This window comes from Acetobacter sp. AC2005 (assembly GCF_037901235.1).
GTDB lineage: Bacteria > Pseudomonadota > Alphaproteobacteria > Acetobacterales > Acetobacteraceae > Acetobacter > Acetobacter oryzoeni.
This window is the reverse complement of record NZ_CP149625.1, coordinates 112470-132169: the sequence shown is the minus strand read 5'-3', so window position 1 is coordinate 132169 and position 19700 is coordinate 112470. Positions and strand designations below refer to the sequence as shown.

At 56.8% G+C, this 19700-nt stretch carries 18 protein-coding genes; 11 read left to right on the top strand and 7 right to left on the bottom strand.

The genetic code is table 11. The features are described 5' to 3' along the window. Window positions 1-116 precede the first annotated feature (116 nt). Window positions 117-1397, bottom strand: coding sequence for a phosphopyruvate hydratase (eno, locus tag QQM41_RS00665; protein ID WP_050820385.1), 1281 nt, complete (start codon window positions 1395-1397; stop codon window positions 117-119). Window positions 1398-1579: 182 nt separating this feature from the next. On the opposite strand from eno, the gene QQM41_RS00660 reads away from it, so the two are divergent. The 5 genes from QQM41_RS00660 (at window position 1580) to QQM41_RS00640 (ending at window position 4723) form a co-directional block, all read left to right on the top strand. Further along, the gene (locus QQM41_RS00660) at window positions 1580-2056 is read left to right on the top strand and encodes a DUF3429 domain-containing protein (RefSeq protein WP_003623021.1); all 477 of its coding nucleotides are present in this window, start codon (window positions 1580-1582) and stop codon (window positions 2054-2056) included. A gap of 101 nt (window positions 2057-2157) precedes the next feature. Continuing rightward, the gene (gene thiO, locus QQM41_RS00655; protein ID WP_050820386.1) at window positions 2158-3129 is read left to right on the top strand and encodes a glycine oxidase ThiO; all 972 of its coding nucleotides are present in this window, start codon (window positions 2158-2160) and stop codon (window positions 3127-3129) included. Between the two features lie 13 nt (window positions 3130-3142). Further along, complete coding sequence (thiS, locus tag QQM41_RS00650) at window positions 3143-3340, top strand: sulfur carrier protein ThiS (protein ID WP_003623426.1); 198 nt, start codon at window positions 3143-3145, stop codon at window positions 3338-3340. 4 nt (window positions 3341-3344) lie between these two features. Continuing rightward, a complete protein-coding gene (locus QQM41_RS00645) occupies window positions 3345-4121 on the top strand; it encodes a thiazole synthase (protein WP_042786617.1) in 777 nt (258 codons plus the stop codon). Continuing rightward, entirely contained in the window at window positions 4118-4723 is a 606-nt protein-coding gene (locus QQM41_RS00640; protein ID WP_003623431.1) for a thiamine phosphate synthase, read from the top strand. Before QQM41_RS00645 ends, QQM41_RS00640 begins: the two co-directional genes overlap by 4 nt. 12 nt (window positions 4724-4735) lie before the next feature. Here the strand turns inward: QQM41_RS00640 and recG are convergent, their stop codons facing one another. Beyond that, window positions 4736-6883 (bottom strand): ATP-dependent DNA helicase RecG, encoded by a 2148-nt coding sequence (recG, locus tag QQM41_RS00635; protein ID WP_339077458.1) that lies wholly within the window; start codon window positions 6881-6883, stop codon window positions 4736-4738. A gap of 69 nt (window positions 6884-6952) precedes the next feature. Between recG and QQM41_RS00630 the strand changes: the two genes are divergently transcribed. Then, window positions 6953-7282, top strand: a complete 330-nt coding sequence (locus tag QQM41_RS00630) for a succinate dehydrogenase assembly factor 2 (RefSeq protein WP_003628715.1) — start codon at window positions 6953-6955, stop codon at window positions 7280-7282. A gap of 78 nt (window positions 7283-7360) precedes the next feature. Next, on the top strand, window positions 7361-10837 hold the full coding sequence (gene mfd, locus QQM41_RS00625) for a transcription-repair coupling factor (protein WP_339077457.1): 3477 nt from the start codon (window positions 7361-7363) through the stop codon (window positions 10835-10837). A gap of 52 nt (window positions 10838-10889) precedes the next feature. Here mfd and QQM41_RS00620 read toward each other — a convergent pair whose 3' ends face one another. After that, complete coding sequence (locus tag QQM41_RS00620) at window positions 10890-11840, bottom strand: hypothetical protein (RefSeq protein WP_339077456.1); 951 nt, start codon at window positions 11838-11840, stop codon at window positions 10890-10892. 36 nt (window positions 11841-11876) lie between these two features. Between QQM41_RS00620 and QQM41_RS00615 the strand changes: the two genes are divergently transcribed. Together QQM41_RS00615 and QQM41_RS00610 are read left to right on the top strand one after the other, a co-directional pair. Beyond that, window positions 11877-12872 carry a bile acid:sodium symporter family protein gene (locus QQM41_RS00615; RefSeq protein ID WP_012812847.1) on the top strand — a complete coding sequence of 332 codons (996 nt, stop codon included), beginning with the start codon at window positions 11877-11879 and terminating at the stop codon, window positions 12870-12872. 24 nt (window positions 12873-12896) lie between these two features. Further along, a complete protein-coding gene (locus QQM41_RS00610) occupies window positions 12897-14342 on the top strand; it encodes a pyridoxal-dependent decarboxylase (RefSeq protein ID WP_339078132.1) in 1446 nt (481 codons plus the stop codon). A 30-nt stretch (window positions 14343-14372) separates the two neighbouring features. Here QQM41_RS00610 and cobT read toward each other — a convergent pair whose 3' ends face one another. The 3 genes from cobT to QQM41_RS00595 form a co-directional block, all read right to left on the bottom strand. Then, window positions 14373-16289: a cobaltochelatase subunit CobT gene (gene cobT / locus QQM41_RS00605; protein ID WP_339078131.1), complete on the bottom strand. Its 1917-nt coding sequence runs from the start codon at window positions 16287-16289 to the stop codon at window positions 14373-14375. Between the two features lie 13 nt (window positions 16290-16302). Next, window positions 16303-17310, bottom strand: a complete 1008-nt coding sequence (cobS, locus tag QQM41_RS00600) for a cobaltochelatase subunit CobS (RefSeq protein ID WP_050819675.1) — start codon at window positions 17308-17310, stop codon at window positions 16303-16305. An 88-nt stretch (window positions 17311-17398) separates the two neighbouring features. Continuing rightward, window positions 17399-18019: a J domain-containing protein gene (locus tag QQM41_RS00595; RefSeq protein WP_080986783.1), complete on the bottom strand. Its 621-nt coding sequence runs from the start codon at window positions 18017-18019 to the stop codon at window positions 17399-17401. A gap of 51 nt (window positions 18020-18070) precedes the next feature. Here QQM41_RS00595 and QQM41_RS00590 point away from each other — a divergent pair, with 51 nt between their 5' ends. Both QQM41_RS00590 and QQM41_RS00585 read left to right on the top strand, forming a co-directional pair. Then, window positions 18071-18409, top strand: coding sequence for a BolA family protein (locus QQM41_RS00590; protein WP_339077455.1), 339 nt, complete (start codon window positions 18071-18073; stop codon window positions 18407-18409). Further along, entirely contained in the window at window positions 18409-18981 is a 573-nt protein-coding gene (locus tag QQM41_RS00585) for an outer-membrane lipoprotein carrier protein LolA (RefSeq protein WP_339077454.1), read from the top strand. Before QQM41_RS00590 ends, QQM41_RS00585 begins: the two co-directional genes overlap by 1 nt. On the opposite strand, the gene lipB is transcribed toward QQM41_RS00585, so the two are convergent. Then, window positions 18962-19663 (bottom strand): lipoyl(octanoyl) transferase LipB, encoded by a 702-nt coding sequence (gene lipB, locus QQM41_RS00580; RefSeq protein ID WP_339077453.1) that lies wholly within the window; start codon window positions 19661-19663, stop codon window positions 18962-18964. The two genes, QQM41_RS00585 and lipB, sit on opposite strands and share 20 nt — an antisense overlap. Window positions 19664-19700: the final 37 nt, after the last annotated feature.

Sequence of the window (19700 nt, the reverse complement as noted above, 5' to 3'; positions counted from 1 at the left end):
GTCTTTCTGTCTAAACCATGAAGTGTGGCAGCGCCAAGGCATGAGGGCACGAAAAAAGCCGCCTCCGGGTAGGAGAGCGGCTTTTTTGTAACCTGTTGCGCCAAAAGCGCTGTGGTTTATGCGGTTTTTAAAATGGTGCGGCCTGCATAGCGTGCAGCAGTTGCCAGTTCCTGCTCAATACGGATGAGCTGGTTGTATTTGGCTGTCCGATCAGAACGGGAAAGGGAGCCGGTTTTGATCTGCCCACAGTTTGTGGCCACAGCCAGATCAGCAATGGTGGAATCTTCTGTTTCACCAGAGCGGTGGCTCATCACGGCGGTGTAGCCCGCGCGATGCGCCATTTCCACGGCCTGAAGTGTTTCTGTCAGCGTGCCAATCTGGTTGACCTTCACCAGCAGGGAGTTGGCCACACCAGCCTGAATGCCGCGGCGCAGGCGTTCCGGGTTGGTTACAAACAGATCATCTCCAACCAGCTGGATTTTCTTGCCCAGTTCCTGCGTCAGCAGGGCCCAGCCTTCCCAGTCATCTTCGGCCATGCCGTCTTCGATGGAAACAATCGGGTAACGGCTTACAAGGTCAGACAGGTAAGACACCATGCCAGCGGAATCGAATACCTTGCCTTCGCCCTTCAGGTTGTATTTGCCGTCCTTGAAGAACTCGGTGCTGGCGCAGTCCAGCGCAAAGGTCACGTCTTCACCCGGGCGGTAGCCTGCGGCTTCCACGGCACGGGTGATAAAGCCCAGTGCTTCATCGGCAGATTTAAGGGCAGGGGCAAAGCCGCCTTCATCCCCAACATTGGTGTTGTAGCCAGCAGCGCTCAGGGCCTTTTTCAGCTGGGCAAAAATTTCCGAACCCCAGCGGATGGCATCGGCCACAGTAGGCGCACCCACCGGCTGCACCATGAATTCCTGAATATCAATGGGATTATCTGCATGTTCACCACCGTTGACAATGTTCATCATCGGCACGGGCAGAACATGGGCAAACACGCCACCAATGTAGCGGTAGAGCGGCACATGCAGTTCTGCTGCCGTGGCTTTGGCAATGGCAAGGGACACACCCAGAATGGCGTTGGCACCCATACGGCTTTTGTTGGGTGTGCCATCCAGATCGATCATGGCGTTGTCGATATCGATCTGATCTGCCGATTCGGCACCCTGTAGCGTGGGCAGAATTTCGTTTTCAATGTTCTCAACAGCTTTGAGAACACCCTTGCCACCAAACCGCTTGGGGTCACCATCGCGCAGTTCTACGGCTTCATGCGCACCGGTTGAGGCACCAGAAGGAACAGCCGCACGCCCTCTGGCGCCGGATGCCAGCTCCACATCTACTTCAACCGTTGGGTTGCCGCGGCTGTCCAGAATTTCACGTGCGATAATGTCAACAATGGCACTCATTGGTGTTTCCGTTCCTTTATTGTCTGGCCTCTGGCGGCAGAAGCCGGTGTTATTTTTTTTGGTTCCGGGCGGAACACGGTGGGCAGGGTAAACCTGCCTACGGTTGCTAGTGGCCGCCTGTTGGGCTTTTCTGTCAACCATATTGGGTATGAAATTATCAGGTAAGGGCCTGCTGCACGTTCATGAAAAAACTTCCATTTCTGGCTGTGGTGCTTATGGCAGCAGGGCTCTTGCCCTTTGTTGCCTGTACATGCGGCATTGTGTTTTTCGATTCCGGCGTGCCTGTGCCCAATCTGCTGATGGCGTTGGTGATTTACGGGGCAGTAAGCCTGTCTTTTATCGGGGCCGTGCATTGGGGGCTGGCGCTGGAGCTTGATCGCGCCATTCTGACAAGCGGGGCAGACAGGGCCGATAATCTGCGTTTGGTTTTGGGTGTGGTGCCCGCTTTTGCGGGGTGGATTGCGGCTTACCTGGCCTATGCATGGGTGCCGCTTGCCGGGGTGATTATTCTGGCAGTGCTTTTTCCGCTGGTGGCGTTGGCTGAACGTGGCGCATGGCAGCGTGGCTGGTTGCCGCCCGGCTATATGGGCATGCGCTGGATTGCCACGGCGGTAACGGAATGTTGCCTGCTCATGGTGCTGCTTGTGCGGGCATTCTAAACACTAAAGCGGCATAAGCCCTTGCAGAAGCAGGGTTTGAGGCGTGTTATAACGCCCAGATGCAGCAGCACAGCGCCAGTAACGGAGGCAAGGTAGAAAGTATGAACGGCAAACCGCGCATTCTGGTAAAAGGGGCCGGTGTGGCGGGTATGACAGCCGCCGTAGCATTGGCTGAACGGGGAGGCGATGTCACCCTGTATGAAAGCGGAGGCCGCGTGGGGGCCGGGGCTTCATGGATGGCAGGTGGCATGCTTGCCCCGTGGTGCGAGGCCGAATCTGCGCCAGAGGAAGTCACCGCCCAATCTATCGATTCGGTAGAGTGGTGGGCCGAGCATGTGCCCGATGTTACGCGTGAAGGCAGCCTTGTGCTGGCACCTGCGCGAGATGTGGGGGAAATTGCCCGCTTTGGCCGCCGCACATCGCATTTTCAGACGGTAGGCACAGTAGAAATCACCCAGCTTGAGCCGGATCTGGCAGGCCGTTTCCATAAAGGGCTGTTCTTTCCCGATGAAGGGCATGTGGACCCGCGCAAGGCCTTGAAAGCCCTTCTGGCACGGTTGGAACAACTGGGTGGCCACGCCGAGTTTGGTGAAACCTGCCCGGATGAAGCCACGTTTGATTGGGTGGTGGAGTGCACCGGCCTTGCTGCGCGTGAAAAGCTGGACAATCTGCGGGGCGTGCGGGGTGAAATGCTGCTGCTGCGCTGCCCGGATGTTACCTTGCATCGGCCTGTGCGTATGCTGCACCCGCGCATACCGGTTTACATTGTGCCAAGGGCTGACCATGTGTTCATGGTTGGGGCCACCATGATTGAAAGCGAAAATGCTGGCGGCATGACAGTGCGTTCCATGATGGAACTTCTGAACGCGGCATGGACCCTGCACCCCGGTTTTGCCGAGGCGGAAATTCTGGAAATGGGCACAGGTTTACGTCCGTCTTACCCAGATAACATGCCCCGCGTGGTGCAGGATGGAAAACGCATTTATATCAACGGTATGTACCGGCACGGTTTTCTGCTTTCTCCCGCTCGGGCGCGGGAGGCGGCAGACTTGATATTCGGCCCACAGGCCTAAGGAGCAACGCCCGATGAAAGTTGTGGTTAACGATACAGCGCACGAGGTCTCCGCCAAAACACTGGCGGCCCTGATAGATGAGCTCGGCTATAGCGGTGCACGCATTGCTACTGCGCTGAATGGTCGGTTTGTGCCTAAGGCAACGCGCAATGAAACGCCGCTGGAAGAAGGGGCGCAAATTGAAATTGTTGCCCCCATGCAAGGGGGCTGAGGGCATGGCTGTTTCATTTTACGGGCAGGATGTTGTCTCGCCACTCATGCTGGGTACAGCCCAGTATCCATCCCCCGAGATTTTGCGCGATGCCGTGCTGGCTGCTCAGCCGGGTGTTGTAACTGTTTCCCTCCGTCGCGAATCTGCGGGGGAGCGTGCCGGGCAGGCGTTCTGGTCTCTCATTCAGGAGCTCAAGGTGCCGGTGCTGCCAAATACGGCGGGTTGCCACACGGTTAAGGAGGCCGTCACCACTGCGCACATGGCGCGGGAAGTGTTCGGCACGGATTGGGTGAAGCTGGAAGTGATTGGTGAACTGGATACGCTCCAGCCAGATGTATTCGGGCTTGTAGAGGCGGCGCGTATTCTTACCGAAGATGGTTTCAAGGTATTCCCCTACACCACGGAAGATTTGGTGGTGGCGGAAAAACTTCTGGCCGTGGGGTGCGAGGTGCTGATGCCATGGGGTGCGCCTATTGGTTCTGGCAAGGGTTTGAACAACGTGTTCGGCCTGCGGGCCATGCGGGCGCATTTTCCCGGTGTGCCATTGGTGGTGGATGCCGGTATTGGTGTGCCCTCTCACGCCGCGCAGGCGCTGGAGTTAGGTTATGATGCGGTGCTGATAAACACCGCCGTGGCCAAGGCGGGAGACCCCGTAAATATGGCCCGTGCGTTTCGTCTGGCGGTAGAGGCCGGGGAGCTGGCCCGTATTGCAGACCCAATGGAAGAGCGCGATATGGCTGTTCCTTCCACTCCCGTTGCAGGAAAGGCCATGCTGGCATGACAGCTCTGCCCCAAAAGATTTATCCCGTTGTTGATAGCGCCACATGGGTGGACAGGCTGGGCGGTGCAGGTGCACGCTTTATTCAGCTCCGCCTGAAGGACATGGAAGAAGACGCCCTGCGCGCAGAAATTCGCCAAGGCCATGCCTATGCCAAACAGCACGGCGTATGCCTTGTGTTGAACGATTACTGGCAGATCGCGCTGGATGAAGGCATAGATTACATTCATCTGGGGCAGGAAGATCTGGATACGGCAGATCTGGCCGCCATTCGCAAAGGCGGTATCCGCCTTGGCATTAGCACCCATTGCCATGAAGAGCTGGATCGCGCTCTAAGCTGCAATCCGGATTACGTGGCCCTTGGCCCTATATGGGAAACCAAGCTGAAAAAAATGGCGTTCGGCCCCCAAGGCCCACTGAAGCTGACAGAATGGCGCAAGCTTATTGGCAACCTGCCACTGGTTGCCATTGGCGGCATTACGCTGGAACGCGCCTGGGCGTGTATTGAGGCCGGGGCCGATAGTGTTTCTGCCGTATCTGCCTTTATTCGCCAACCAGACCCGGAAGGGCAGGTTAAGGCGTGGCTGGCAGCCGTAGAAGGCTAAAGCTGCAACCGTTTAGCCGCCGCTGAAAATGCGCGCGGCGTCGGTTTTGTTAAATAACGTCAGCAAAATGCGGGCCGCTACCGGCAAGTTCTTTTCCGGCGCACTGGTGGGTGGCCCATCGGGGAGAATCTCCGTGGCTTCATCATGTGCTGTGTCTAACAGCATATCCACTAGCATTTCCGGCGCCATGCGGTAATCGGGCAGGCCAGATTGACGGCGGCCCGTTGCCTCACCTCCGCCACGGAGGCGAAAATCTTCATCCGCAATTAAAAAGCCGTCTTCCGTTTCCTTCAGGCAGGAAAGCCTGCGGCGTGCCGTTAGGCCCAAGCCTTCATCATGCAGCATAAGGCAGAAGGAGGCATCCGCCCCACGCCCCACACGGCCACGGAGCTGATGCAACTGCGCCAGCCCAAAGCGTTCTGCATGTTCTATCACCATAATTGTGGCGGAGGGTACATCCACGCCCACTTCAATTACGGTGGTGGCCACCAGCATGCGGGTTTCACCTTTGGCAAAGGCTTGCAGCACGTCCTCACGCACATTGGCATCCTGCTGCCCATGCGCCAGCCCGATTTTATCTCCAAACCGCTCAACCAAAGCCGCATGCCGGGCCTCGGCTGCAGCCAGATCCATGGCTTCGCTTTCAGAAACCAGCGGGCACACCCAAAAAATCTGTGCACCTTTGTCCAGCGCGCGGCCAATGCCTGCCAGCACATCTTCAAAGTTGCCAAGGCTGTGTAGAGATGTGCGCACAGGCTTACGGCCAGCCGGTTTGCCTTCCAGCCGGCTGATCTGCATTTCACCAAAGCGGGTAAGCAGCAACGTGCGGGGAATGGGGGTTGCCGTCATCACCAGCATATCAGCATCACGGCCTTTTTCCACCAATGCCAGACGTTGATCGACCCCAAAGCGATGTTGCTCATCAATTACGGCCAGCCCCAGATCAGCAAATTTTACGCCGTCCTGCACAAGCGCATGGGTGCCCACCACCAGCTTGGCGGTGCCATCGGCAATATCCTGCAAAGTTTGTTTGCGCGCCTTGCCTTTGACAGAGCTGGATAAAAACGCCACCGGCACGGGGGAAAGCCGGCGGAACGTAGCTGCGTGCTGGCGGGCCAGTATTTCAGTTGGGGCCATAAGGGCGGCTTGAGTGCCAGCTTCTACCGCACGCAGCATGGCCATAAGGGCCACAAGCGTTTTGCCTGCGCCTACATCGCCCTGCAAAAGGCGGCTCATGCAGTGCGGGGTGGCCATATCAGCTTCAATTTCACGCAGCACATGTTTTTGGCCGTAGGTCAGCTCATGCCCAAAGCTGGCGAGGGCCTGCTTTTGCAAGTGGCCATCACCATTCAGGCTACGGCCAGGCCGGGCGCGGGATGCCTGCTGGGCAATGCGCATGGCCAGTTGGTCTGCCAGCAGTTCATCGCATGCCAAACGTGCCTGCGCACGTGTGCGGTTTCCGTGCCACGCATCCCCCTGTGCGCTATCGGGAATGGTGTCTGGAAAGTGCATCCAGTTCAGGGCCGAGGCAAAATCCGGCCAGTTTTTTTGTTTAATAAGGGCCTTGTCATGCCATTCGGGCAGGTTGGGCGGCAAAAGGCGGAGGGCGGCTGCCATGGCCATGCGCACCTGCCCGGTAAACAGTCCAGCCGTAAGGGGCCAAACGGGGTCTAGCAGCGGAATGCGCTCTATCTGGTTTGCGGGCACCAGATAATCGGGGGATGTGATGGTCAGCTTATCGCCAAAGCGTTCTACCTTGCCGGAAAGGGCAATGCTTTCTCCCCTCACAACCTGTTTGGCCTGCCAGGGGGAAAAGAAGGCGACTTCCAGCACACCCGTGGCATCATCAATCATTACCCGCCACGGCTGGCGGGTGCGCGGTGCGGGGCTGCGAATATCCTGCACCACGCCTGTAACGGTTGCGATTGTATCGGGCCTGAGTTGCGCCAATGTGGGGCGCAGCCTGCGGTCTGTAATGCTTTCGGGCAGGCAGAACAGCAGGTCCATTACCCTGCGCCCGCCTGCAATGCGGCCCAACAGCTTGGCGCGTGCGGTGCTGACGCCAGGCAGGCTTTCAAGCGGGGCCAGTAAGGGGGCTAGGGCAGAATTGCCATCTTGCCCAGGAACCGAAGAGGATGTGAAGGAAAGGGGACTGGACACAAGCGATACACAAGCCTCTGTTTGGCAGGCTGACAGACAGGTTTAGCAACGGTATAGGATACCAGCGCCATGCAAGACAATTTTACAGCTTCTTCTCCCTCATCTTCCTCCAGCGCATCTGGCGTGGCGGAAGATAATCTGGCTGCCCGCAGGCGGCGGCTGAAGTTCCGCGCCAACCATCGGGGCACGTTTGAAACAGATATTCTGATTGGCGGCTTTGTAGAAGCCAATGCAGATACCATGACGGCAGACGAACTGACGGACATGGAAAACATTCTGGAAATGCCAGATCCGGAGCTGACAGACTGGCTGTTTGGCCGCCTGCCATTGCCGGAAGAGAAAGCCACCCCCATGTTACGCCGTATGGTGGAAGATAGCCGTATCAGGCGCGGCGGTTAATAAAAACCCTTCAGGCTCCGGCACAGGTATGCTGGCAGCTTGCGGGGTTTGCGTATTTAAGAACAGGCGGATACCGGGATGACAGCACAGACAGGCGCACAAAAGCGGATAGCAACCGTATGGGGCGTGCCAGAAGGGTATGATGCCCTTTTGCTGGCGCGTCGTGCGCGGGATCATAAAGGCCCGGTGCTGCATATTGCGCACAATGATGCCGCCATGGCCCGCCTGAATGATATGCTGGCCTTTGTGGCGCCTGATGTGGATGTATTGCGCTTTCCCGCATGGGATTGCCTGCCGTATGACAGGGTTTCTCCCAACCCTGCCATTGTGGCCGAGCGTGTTTCCACCATTACGCGCCTGCTGGAACCCGCAAAAGGCCGCCCTCGGCTTGTGCTGGCTACGGTTAACGCCGTGGTGCAGCGTGTGGCCCCGCGCAAAACGTTTGAGGGGCAATCACTTTCCATTCGCACGGGGGAAAGTCTGGATCAGGGCTTTCTGATCGAGCTGCTGATTGCCAATGGTTACACCCGTACGGATACGGTGATGGAAGCCGGGGAATTTGCAACCCGCGGCGGTATTTTTGATCTGTACCCCGCTGGTGCAGGTGAACCCCTGCGGCTTGATCTGTTTGGGGATGAGGTTGAAAACATCCGCGCGTTTGATCCCGGTTCCCAACGCTCTACGGCCAAGCGCGATGGGCTGACACTTTGCCCCGTTTCTGAATTCTCGCTGGACAAGGAAAGCATTTCTCGCTTCCGTACCGGCTGGCGTGATGCCTTCGGCCCGGCTGCCACGTCTGATCCGCTTTATGAGCATATTTCAGATGGGCGCAGGCATCCGGGTATCGAACACTGGCTGCCCTTGTTCCATGACCACTTGGAAACGTTGTTTGATTACCTGCCTGATGTTGCTGTTTCGCTGGAACATCAGGCTGAAGATGTGCTGAAATCCCGGTTGGAAATGATAGAAGATCACTATCAGGCCCGCCGTCAGCCTGTGCGGGAAGGGGAAATACCCTACCGTCCGCTGCCTCCGCATCTGCTCTATCTGGATGAAAAAGGATGGGATGCCTGCCTCTCCCGCGTGCCTGTGGTGGCATTTAGCCCCTATGCACAGCCCGATGGTGCCGGAGGGGTGGATGTAGGTGGCCGCCCCGGTAAGATGTTCTCCAAAATTGTGCCCGGCGCCCAGCGTGAGCAGGTGTTTACGCTATTGGGGGATCAGGTAAAGGAATGGGCGCAGGTAAAGCGCCGCGCCTTTGTGGCTGCATGGACCAAAGGTTCGCGCGAGCGCATTGCTACATTGCTGCGTGAACACGGTGTACCCACCCAAACATATGAGACATGGGAACAGGCTCATAAAGCCAAGCCCGGCCCGGTGGGTTTGCTCACCCTTGGTCTGGAACGTGGCTTTGTAGCGGATGATCTGGCATTTGTTTCCGAACAGGATCTGCTGGGTGAACGTATTGGCCGTCCACCACGCCGCCGCCGCCGTGCAGATGAACTGATTGCCGAAGCCAGCGAACTTTCAGCCGGTGATCTGGTGGTGCATCAGGATTACGGAATAGGCCGTTATGATGGGCTGGAAACCGTAAGCGTAGGTGTGGCCCCGCATGATTGCCTGCGCCTGCTGTATGATGGCGGACAGAAACTTTACCTGCCGGTAGAAAATATTGAACTGTTGAGCCGCTTCGGGTCAGACCAGGCAGGGGTTGCGCTGGATAAGCTGGGCGGCACGGCATGGCAGAACCGTAAATCGCAAATGAAAAAGCGCATCCGCGATATGGCGGGTGAGCTTATTAGAACCGCAGCAATGCGTGCCCTAAAGGAAGCGCCAGAACTGGTTCCGCCGGAGGGGCAGTGGGATGAGTTCTGTGCCCGCTTCCCATTTGTGGAAACGGATGATCAGGCCCGCGCCATTGCCGATGTGCTGGAGGATATGTCCTCCGGCCGGCCAATGGATCGTCTGGTGTGTGGTGATGTGGGCTTTGGTAAAACTGAGGTAGCCTTACGCGCGGCCTTTGTGGCGGCTATGTCAGGCGGGCAGGTGGCTGTTGTGGTGCCTACTACGCTTCTGGCCCGGCAGCATTACCGCACCTTCGCCGCGCGGTTTGAGGGCTTTCCCATCAAGGTGGCGCAGCTTTCCCGTATGGTAACGGGTAAGGAGGCCACAGCAGTGCGCAAGGGCATTGCAGATGGTAGCGTAAACATTGTTATCGGCACGCACGCACTGCTGGCCAAAACGGTTCAGTTTGCCTCACTCGAATTGCTGATTATTGATGAAGAACAGCATTTTGGCGTGTCTCATAAGGAAAAGCTGAAAGCCCTGCGCGAAGATGTGCATGTGCTCACACTTTCCGCCACACCATTGCCCCGTACGCTCCAGCTCTCGCTTTCCGGCGTGCGTGAAATGAGCCTGATTGCCACCCCACCAACAGACAGGCTGGCGGTGCGCACCTTCATCATGCCGTTTGATAGCGTGGTGATAAGGGAAGCTATCCAGCGTGAACGCTTCCGTGGTGGGCAGATTTTCTGTGTGGCCCCGCGTATTGAGGATCTGGACAGGCTGGCTGAACGGCTGACCGCCATTGTGCCCGATGCCCGGCTGATACAGGCGCATGGTCGCCTTTCCGCCACCGAGCTGGAACGGGTGATGACCGAGTTTTCAGACGGCAAATACGATATTCTGCTCTCCACCAATATTGTGGAAAGCGGGCTGGATATGCCTGCGGTGAATACGCTTATTATCCATAGGGCAGATATGTTCGGCCTTGGGCAGCTTTATCAGCTGCGCGGGCGCGTGGGACGTGGCAAGCAGCGAGGCTACGCTTACCTGACATGGCCACAAACTCATGTGCTTTCAGCTTCCGCAGAAAAGAGGCTGGAAGTGATGCAAACGCTGGATACGCTGGGCGCTGGCTTTACGCTGGCCTCGCACGATCTGGATTTGCGTGGTGCGGGTAACCTGCTGGGCGATCAGCAATCCGGCCATGTGCGCGAAGTGGGGATCGAACTTTACCAGCAGATGCTGGAAGATGCCGTGGCCGACCTGCGCTCCGATAAGAACCGCCGTGCTGCAGAGGATCGGGACTGGACGCCTAACATTGTTATGGGCCTGCCGGTGTTGATCCCGGATGAGTATGTGACAGATCTGCCCGTAAGGCTTGGGTTATACCGCCGTATCAGTGCCCTGGCATCTGATGCGGAACTGGAAGCCATGGAAGCCGAGCTGATAGACCGCTTTGGCGCCCTGCCGCCGGAGGTTAAGAACCTTCTGGATATTGTGGAGCTTAAACGCCTGTGCCGTCAGGCCGGGGTAGAGCGTGTTGAGGCTGGCTCCAAGGGCATGGTGCTACAATTCCGCAATAATACCTTCCGCAACCCGGCCGGGTTGGTGCAGTGGATGGGTAAATGGAAGGACGGCACAGTGCGCCTCCGCCCAGACCACAAAATGGCGGTTGTGCGCGAACTCACCAACGTGCAGCGCATAGATCTGGCCCGGCGCGTACTGAAGGATCTGGCCGGTATGTGCGAGAAAGTGATGGAAATGGCCTGACAAGGCCCAGATGGCCGGAGGGGCTTAACAGCGATCCCTCCGGCCATTTTGTTTATTTTAGTGGGATGGGGAAGCCATTTACAGTCAGTACACCGCTTTCCCACTTGGTGTCCCACGTATTCTGCTCACCATGTTTGTGGCTTACCAAACGGGCCACAACCATGCCTGCGGCCAGCTTCATCTGCTTGGCGGTGCGGGCTTTATCAATCAGGGTTTCCAGATTGGTAATTTCCAGATGACCAGAGGCAGATGTGTTGTTCACATTGCCTGTAAGAGTTGCCACGCCATTGCCGTGTAGGGAGGCATCACCCTGGGTGGCATCAAAGCTGGAAATGGTAGCATGTACAGCCGGAGCACTGGCGCTGCGGCCCCCAATGGCGCTCATTAGGGCGGGCACTTCTGCCGCGGGGAGGGAGAACGTGGCATGAGCCGCTGTGGGCAGCAGATCCTGATTAGCAACGTTACGGAAACTTACCCCATCCATCCCCAATGATGCCGAGGCTGTGGCACTGCCACCCTGCATCTGATAGCGCGCAGTGTTGACAGTTACCTGTGCGGCACCATGCGTGAGCGTGGCGTTCTGCCATGTCAGATCATAGCTTTTGCCTGCCTGAAGGCCCGCCAGAACGCGCTTGCCCTGTGTGTTCAGCCAATCCGTGCACGCGGCATTGTGATGCCCTGTCATGGCGGACATCAGCAGCAGAGAGGCCGCATCTGCCAGATCATGCGTGGCTTCGGGCGTTTCTCCAGAACCATGCAGGGTAACGTGGCCTGTCTTAAAGGTGGTGCCCCCATCTGGGGTGCGTAACACCAGATTCTGGTAGGTGACACCTTGCGCCGTTTCCTGCCCAGAAGCGCGGGAAACCACCGCGCAGCCAGAAGGAGGGGCCGCAAAAGCCGGAGCCGCAGCAACTGTGGCATAAATGCTCACAGCACCGAGAACGGAGAGGGACAGGAAAGTATACTGTTTCATTTCAGTTAAAGGGTGCCGTAAGTAAAACATGCAGGCAACCAGAAAGAAGAACGAAAGGTCAGGCGCGTGCGGTTTTTGAAATTGGACCCCTTTTTAATGGGGCTGGTCAGCGCTGTGCTGCTGGCAACGTTCTTTCCCTGTCATGGGGCGGCTGTTCCAGTTTTTAGGTGGCTTTCCATTGGCCTGATTGCCCTGATGTTTTTTTTGCAGGGCGCAAGACTTTCGCGCAAGGCGGTGGTGGATGGCTTGGTGGCATGGAAGCTGCACCTGCTTATTCTGTGCTGCACCTTTGTGTTGTTTCCGCTGCTGGGGCTATTGGGCCACGCGCTTCTGCCTAATCTGATGCAGCCAGAAATCTGGATGGGCGTGCTGTTCTTATGCTGCCTGCCTTCCACCGTGCAGTCTTCCATTGCGTTTACCTCCATTGGTGGGGGCAATGTGCCTGCGGCGGTATGTGCGGCCACGGCTTCTAACGTTTTGGGCATTTTTATTACGCCAGTGTTGGTGGGGCTTATTCTCAGCAAGCATGGTGGTGCGGCTGGTAACCCGCTGGATATTGTTTACCAGCTTTTGCTGCCCTTTATTTTGGGGCAGGTGTTGCAGCCTTGGCTTGGCCCGTGGGCGCACCGTAATAAAAAGCTGCTTTCTTTTTCAGACCGCGGGTCTGTGCTGGTGGTGGTGTATGCGGCGTTTAGTGATGCCGTGATGCAAGGGCTGTGGCACAAGCTGCCTGTGGCAGAAATGGGTGTAATTGCGCTGGTAGATGCCGTGTTGCTGTTTGTGGTGCTGGGCATTACCATTTTTGCTGGCCGCGCCTTTGGCCTGCCCCTTAAAGATGAAATTGCCGTGGTGTTCTGTGGCTCCAAAAAAACGTTGGCATCTGGCGTGCCTATGGCCAACGTGCTGTTCCCGCCCGCATCGGTGGGGATGATTGTTCTGCCACTTATGATGTATCACCAGATCCAGCTTTTTGTATGCGCCGTTCTGGCCCGCCGTTTTGCCCGCATGACACAGCAGGCAGAACAGCATGAGCAAACGCCAGAGATACGACACGCATCCTGAATACGGATATTGGAGAAAACAGAAGTGGCCGGGTTAGATCCAGAAAACTGGGAAGAATTGCGCACGCTAGGCCACCGCATGTTGGATGACATGCTTGAGTCCATCAAAAACGTGGCAAAAGGCCCGGTATGGCAACCTATGCCGGATACGCTGCGGCAGAGCTTCAAACAGGCTCCTTTGCCCCAAGGCGCACAACCGCTTGATGGGCTGTATGACCGGTTTTCTCAGGCAGTGGCACCTTATGCTGTGGGCAATCGGCACCCGCGCTTTATGGGGTGGGTACATGGTGGTGGCACGGCACAGGGCATGTTGGCAGAAATGCTGGCCGCTGGCCTAAACGCCAATCTGGGTGGCCGTAACCATGCTCCGGTTGAAGTAGAGCGCATGGTTATCCGCTGGGCGGCGGAAATGTTCGGCTTTCCAGATACAGCAAGCGGTGTGCTGGTTACCGGTTCTTCCATGGCCAATTTTATTGCCATTCTGACAGCCAGCCGCGCAGTGCCCGATGGCACGGCTTTGCGTGAACAAGGCGTGGCAGGCCGCAAACTGGTAGGATACGCAGCACAAACGGCGCATGGTTGTGTGGCCCGTGCATTTGATATGGCCGGGCTGGGCATGAAGGCCCTGCGCCGCGTGCCGGTGGATGCTGCTTTCCGTATGGATATGCAGGCGCTGCGCCGCATGGTGGCGCAGGACAGGGCGGATGGATACGAGCCTTTTCTGGTTGTTGGCACAGCAGGCACCGTGGATACTGGCAGCGTAGATCCGCTGGATGAACTGGCAGATTACGCAAAGGCTGAAAAGCTCTGGTTCCATGTTGATGGGGCTTTTGGCGCGTTGGCGCAGTTGGCGCCAGATTACGCCCCATTGCTCAATGGGCTGGAGCGGGCCGATAGCCTTGCCTTTGATTTTCATAAATGGGCGCAAGTGCCTTACGATGCAGGCTGCGTGCTGGTGCGGGAACAGGGGCGGCAGGCGGCAACGTTTGCGCAGTCCTTAGCCTATCTCTCGCGCGAGGATCGTGGATTGGCTGCGGATGCTCCGTGGTTTTGTGATTTTGGGCCAGATCTTTCGCGCGGGTTTCGGGCGCTTAAGGTGTGGTTCACGCTGGCGGGGTTTGGCACCGAAGGGTTGGGTAATGTGGTGGCGCAATCCTGTACGGTGGCACAATATCTGGCATCTCGCGTGGTTGCCACGCCCGGCCTTACGCTACTGGCTCCCGTAACGCTGAATATTGTGTGTTTTCGGGTGGACATGCCCGATGTGGGTGATCTGGATATGCTGAATGCGGAACTGGTGAAGGACCTTCAGGAAAGTGGCATTGCGGCCCCGTCCACTACGCGCATTCATGGCAAGCTGGCTATTCGTGCGGCTATTGTAAACCACCGTACCACCAAGGAAGATGCAGACATTATGCTGGCTGGCTTGGCTGATATGGTTCAAGCCCGCTTGGGCCGCCCGCTGTCCTAAGTACAAGGTCAGCAGGCGGCGCTTTTGCCCTTAACGTGCGCGTTTGCGCGGGCGGCGTTTTTCTTCAAACAGAGCGGAGAGGGACTGGAGCATTGTGCCCCCCAGTTCCTCCGCATCTGTAATGGTAACGGCCTTTTGGTAATAGCGCGTCACGTCATGCCCGATACCAATGGCTGTTAATTCCACTGCGCTGCGGTTTTCGATCATATCAATTACAGCACGCAGGTGGTCTTCCAGATAAGAGGCCGGGTTGACGGAAAGTGTGCTGTCATCCACCGGGGCGCCATCTGAAATCACCATCAGAATCTTACGGGCTTCCTGCCGGTTTCTGATACGGTTCCATGCCCATAGCAGGGCTTCACCATCTATGTTTTCTTTCAGCAGGCCTTCACGCAGCATCAGGCCCAGATTGGTGCGGGCACGCCGCCACGGCATATCGGCTGATTTGTAAACAATGTGGCGCAAATCATTCAGGCGGCCCGGTTCTGGCGGCTTGCCGTTTTGCAGCCAGAGTTCCCGGCTTTGGCCGCCTTTCCATGCGCGGGTGGTAAAGCCCAGAATTTCCACCTTTACGCCGCAGCGCTCCAGCGTACGGGCCAGAATATCCCCGCAGGATGCCGCAACAGAAATGGGCCGCCCCCGCATGGAGCCGGAATTATCAATGAGCAGGGTGACAACCGTATCGCGGAATTCCGTATCCTTTTCCTGCTTATAGGAAAGGGAAAGCATGGGGTTGACCACAATGCGGGATAGGCGGCCCGCATCCAGAATACCTTCTTCCAGATCGAAAGACCAAGAACGCGTCTGCTGCGCCATCAAACGGCGCTGGAGCCGGTTGGCAAGCCGAGACACTACACCGTGCAAGGTGGCCAATTGCAGATCAAGCTGATGCCGCAGGCGGGAGAGTTCTTCAGGGTCACACAGTTCTTCTGCGCGAATTTCTTCATCAAACCGGGTGGTATAGGGATGGTAGCCTTTGGCTGTCAGGCCAGGTTTATTTTCCGGCCTGCTGCCCGGGCCAGAGGCTTCCCCCGTGCCTTCACCCATGCTGGCATCATGTTCTTCTTCTGCAAATTCAGTAGAAGATTCGCTGCTGCCAGCCATGAGTTGAGGTTGAGAGATTTCCTCTTCCTGCTCATCCTGCTGGGGAGATGTGTTTTCTTCCTGATCCGGGGGAGGTGGGTTTGAATCGTCCTGCGAATCTGCTGCTTCGGAAGATTCATTATCGGCATCCATATCTTCGGATGCCGTATCATCTTCTGTCAGGGCACAGGCAGCCATAAGCTGACGGCTGGCACGCGCATATGCGGCCTGATCCGTCTGGTGCTTGGCCATTTCATCCAGCGCACTCAGGGCTTCAGGGGAAAGGGTCTGCTTCCATTTTTCCAGAATGGCCTGAGCCGGTTCTGGCACGGGCTGGCCTGTCAGTTTCTCACGCGCCAGCAGTTCCAGCCCCACAACGGGGGAAAGCTGAGAGGCATCTTTCATCCGGTCCAGCCCGGATGCCCGGATATCCTGCTCAAGCCGGTGGCGCAGGTTGGCAGCCACGCCTTTCATGTGGCGTGCGCCAACAGATTCAATTCTGGCTTGTTCTAATGCGTCATACACATCGCGCGCCTGCATTTCAGCAGGCTGGCGGGCGGCGTGCAGGGCAAAGTCATGGTGCTTCAGGCGCAGGGCCTGCGCATCTGCCGCACCACGGATACGCTGCATTTCCTCCTCACTTAAATTGAGAGAAGGAGATTGTAGCCGGACTTTTTCCCCAAGGCTGATCGGGGCCAGAGGCATATTGCCGCTGTGGAAGGAAACATCTGCCTCTTTCTGCCCGCCAATGGCGCGTAAAGCGGCAGATGTTGCCTGCTTGAAAGTGTCCGCCCGTTTTTCCGCCTGTTCCCGAGAGAAAGGCGGTGTGTTGGGGGAGGATGGACCTTTGGTGCGCTCAGCCATGAAAAAATCCGATTCAGGCAGTGCGGCCGGGCAGCGGGCTGGTGTTGAAGCAGCGCTGATAATACTCCGCCACCATGCTGCGTTCGGCTTCATCACACTTGTTCAGGAAGGTTACGCGGAAGGCAAAGGCCACATCCTTAAATATGCGGTCATTCTCTGCCCAGGCGATAACCCCACGGGGTGACATAACGGTAGAAAGATCTCCCGCCATAAAGCCGGAGCGGGTAAGGGCTGCCAGCGCCACCATGTTATCAATTTTATCGCGCTCGGCCTTGTCATCTTCCGCAATGCCAAGGCGTGCGCACACAATGCCCACTTCCTGCTGATGCGGCAGATAGTTCAGGGAGGTTACGATATTCCACCGGTCCATCTGGGCCTGATTGATCTGCTGCGTGCCGTGATACAGCCCGGTTGTATCACCCAGTCCAACGGTGTTGGCCGTGGCAAACAGGCGGAAAAACGGGTTGGGGGAGATCACACGGTTCTGGTCCAGAAGGGTGAGTTTGCCTTCCACTTCCAGCACGCGCTGGATCACAAACATCACATCCGCACGGCCTGCATCGTATTCATCAAACACCAGTGCGCAGGGGCGTTGCAGGCACCACGGCAGCAGACCTTCCTGAAATTCGGTAATCTGCTGGCCGTCCTTCACCACAATGGCGTCCTTGCCAATCAGATCAATACGGGAAATGTGGCTATCCAGATTGATGCGGATGCACGGCCAGTTCAGGCGCGCGGCAATCTGTTCAATGTGGGAGGATTTGCCGGTGCCATGGAAACCCTGCACCATCACGCGGCGGTTGAAGGCAAAGCCTGCCAGAATGGCCAGCGTGGTGTCGTGGTCGAACAGATAAGCCTTATCCACTTCAGGCACATGTTCTGTGCGGATGGAAAAGGCAGGCACCTTCATGTCAGAATCAAGGCCGAACACATCACGCACGCTGACTTCCATATCTGGTACGGAAATGGCTGAAATGGGTGGGAGTTCGGAAGCGTTGGACTGGCTGGAAATATCCGTCATGGCTATATGTCTGCGCTCTTTGTCTGACAGGAAAGAAAAAAGGCAAAGCTACCGGAAATATATGATGCCCTGAATGCAGCATACATCATCACAGCGCTTTTTCGAGGCTTTCGGTTAGAAGATGGGTCTTCACAATCGTGAAGGCAACATTGATTTTTTTAAGCCGCTCTTCGGCATTCCGGTCTCCGTTATTGGTGTCCGGGTGGTGCTTGCGCGCCAGTGCCCGGTAACGGCTTTTGGCCTCTTCCATACTTACAGGCCAAGAAAGCCCCAGAATGGCCAAAGGTTCCCGCAACGCGGCAGGAGCCGATACACGTTCCTGATAAGCTTGCGCACGGGCGCGCTCTGCGCGGGAGCGGCGGTTCTGGCCCAGAATATCCAGCGGGTCCAGAATATCCTCTTCATTCGGTGTGGCGCGTTTTGCACCTTTGGCACTCTGGCCAAAGGCCCATGTAGGCCTGTCCCACCCGATATCTGCGCGTAGGTGCGCTTCAATCTGGCCGGGGCTCATGCCTTTGTAATAATCCCAACGCGCATTATATTCCCGAACATGGTTGAGGCAGAACCAGTAATACTGGTTCAGTGCATCGCGTGAGCGGGGCGCACGGTAACCGGCCGGTTCCTGACAGCTAGGCATGTCACAGCAACGTGCTGGCGCGTCAGGATCAGGATCGAACGCGCGGGGGCGGGTGTTCCTACGTTTAATCATTTAGCGTTATGTGCGGTGCAAAAGCATCTGTAGCAAGGGGTAAACAGGGATATGACCAGTCTTTCAGATTCTTCGGCTCTTTCCAAGGCAGAAGGTGTACGTATGCAGCGGGTTCGTAATGTTCTGGAAAAAACATTCAACCCCATTGTGTTGGAAATTGAGGATGAAAGCCACCGCCACGCCCACCATAAAGCCATGGTGCGTGGGCCAGAAGCCGGCGCCACGGAAACACATTTTCGGGTGCTTGTGGTTTCCGCAGCTTTTGAAGGTGTGAACCGTGTGAACCGCTCCCGCATGGTGCATGAGGCACTGGCCCCTGAATTTTCCAGTGGTTTGCATGCTCTGGCCCTTACCCTGCGCACACCGCAGGAAGCCGAGAAGGTGGCATAATGCGCAAAGGCCTGAAATTAAACCGTCGTACATTTGCCGTGCTGGCACCATTGGCGTTGGCTGCCTGTGCGGGGCAGACTATGCAGGGCACATCCGGCGCAAAAAATGCCGATGTTGCCCGTGTGGAAAGTTATTTTCGCACTGTGGATTTGGAGAACGCACCGTTTCTTCAAACATGGCCGAATGGCAGCCGGGGTGGTGGGTTAATTACCTACAAGCCCGGATCATTGTACATGCACTATACGGCACCGCATGAAATGGAGCTTCGGGCTTCTGGCCATCATGCCGTGTTTACAGATGCCCAGCAGGGTTCCCAAACCCGTATTGGTCTGGCGCATAACCCGCTGGGTTTGCTGTTGGATAACCCTGTTGTGCTGTCTGGCGCCGTTACTGTTACCAACGTGCAAAAGCAACCCGGCGTGTTGCAGCTTTCGCTCACACGCACGGATAATCCATCACAGGGGTTGGTCACGCTGGTTTTTCATGATGTGGCAAACAGGCTTGCGCTTTCTTCCATCCAGATTGTGGATGAACGCAGGCACGTTATCACCATCAGTCTGGACCCTGTGTAACGGCCACTTCCTGTAAAGGAGAAGGCACGCTGCCAAATGTGTTGGCCCAGGATTGGGCCAGTGCCTGATCCAGTTCCTGCAGGGTGGTGGAAAGCCCCAGCTTGCGAAAGCTGGTAACGCCGTATTCCCTAATTCCGCAGGGTACAATGCCTTCAAAATCCGCCATGTTGGGGTCTAGGTTGATGGCAACACCGTGCCAGCTCACCCAGCGGGAAACACGCACCCCAATGGCGGCAATTTTTTCCTCTTTACCGGTTTTGGGGTCTGCTACCCATACCCCCACACGGCCTTCGCGCACTTCACCATGAATGCCAAAATGGGCCAAAGCACCAATCACCCACGATTCTAAAGCATGTACATAAGCCCGCAGGTCTCTTCCCGGTACGGGGCCGTGGGCGCGTTGCAGGTCTAGCATCACGTAAGCGGTTCTTTGTCCCGGGCCATGATATGTCCACTGCCCACCGCGGCCTGCGTGATAGGTGGGGTAATGTGCTGGGTTAAAAAGATCTTCTGCCTTGGCGGATGTGCCTGAAGTATAAAGGGGTGGATGCTCCAGTAACCACACCCGTTCTGTAGCTTCATCTGCACGAATGCAGCGGGCCATGCTTTCCATGCGACTGAGTGCTTGAGGGTACGGAACCAGTTTTTTGCTGATTTCCCATAAAATTTGTTCTTTTGTCATTGCCGCACGTTCCTGCTTCGGCTATAGGGCTGTTCAC

What these genes read in the sequence shown, in the direction of transcription:
- QQM41_RS00585 (WP_339077454.1), top strand. Translation starts at nt 18,409, where the DNA reads ATGCGCAAAGGCCTGAAATTAAACCGTCGTACATTTGCCGTGCTGGCA.
- thiO (WP_050820386.1), top strand. Translation starts at nt 2,158, where the DNA reads ATGAACGGCAAACCGCGCATTCTGGTAAAAGGGGCCGGTGTGGCGGGT.
- lipB (WP_339077453.1), bottom strand. Translation starts at nt 19,663, where the DNA reads ATGACAAAAGAACAAATTTTATGGGAAATCAGCAAAAAACTGGTTCCG.
- thiS (WP_003623426.1), top strand. Translation starts at nt 3,143, where the DNA reads ATGAAAGTTGTGGTTAACGATACAGCGCACGAGGTCTCCGCCAAAACA.
- QQM41_RS00620 (WP_339077456.1), bottom strand. Translation starts at nt 11,840, where the DNA reads ATGTTTTACTTACGGCACCCTTTAACTGAAATGAAACAGTATACTTTC.
- eno (WP_050820385.1), bottom strand. Translation starts at nt 1,397, where the DNA reads ATGAGTGCCATTGTTGACATTATCGCACGTGAAATTCTGGACAGCCGC.
- QQM41_RS00590 (WP_339077455.1), top strand. Translation starts at nt 18,071, where the DNA reads ATGACCAGTCTTTCAGATTCTTCGGCTCTTTCCAAGGCAGAAGGTGTA.
- QQM41_RS00645 (WP_042786617.1), top strand. Translation starts at nt 3,345, where the DNA reads ATGGCTGTTTCATTTTACGGGCAGGATGTTGTCTCGCCACTCATGCTG.
- cobS (WP_050819675.1), bottom strand. Translation starts at nt 17,310, where the DNA reads ATGACGGATATTTCCAGCCAGTCCAACGCTTCCGAACTCCCACCCATT.
- QQM41_RS00640 (WP_003623431.1), top strand. Translation starts at nt 4,118, where the DNA reads ATGACAGCTCTGCCCCAAAAGATTTATCCCGTTGTTGATAGCGCCACA.
- QQM41_RS00630 (WP_003628715.1), top strand. Translation starts at nt 6,953, where the DNA reads ATGCAAGACAATTTTACAGCTTCTTCTCCCTCATCTTCCTCCAGCGCA.
- cobT (WP_339078131.1), bottom strand. Translation starts at nt 16,289, where the DNA reads ATGGCTGAGCGCACCAAAGGTCCATCCTCCCCCAACACACCGCCTTTC.
- QQM41_RS00595 (WP_080986783.1), bottom strand. Translation starts at nt 18,019, where the DNA reads ATGATTAAACGTAGGAACACCCGCCCCCGCGCGTTCGATCCTGATCCT.
- mfd (WP_339077457.1), top strand. Translation starts at nt 7,361, where the DNA reads ATGACAGCACAGACAGGCGCACAAAAGCGGATAGCAACCGTATGGGGC.
- QQM41_RS00660 (WP_003623021.1), top strand. Translation starts at nt 1,580, where the DNA reads ATGAAAAAACTTCCATTTCTGGCTGTGGTGCTTATGGCAGCAGGGCTC.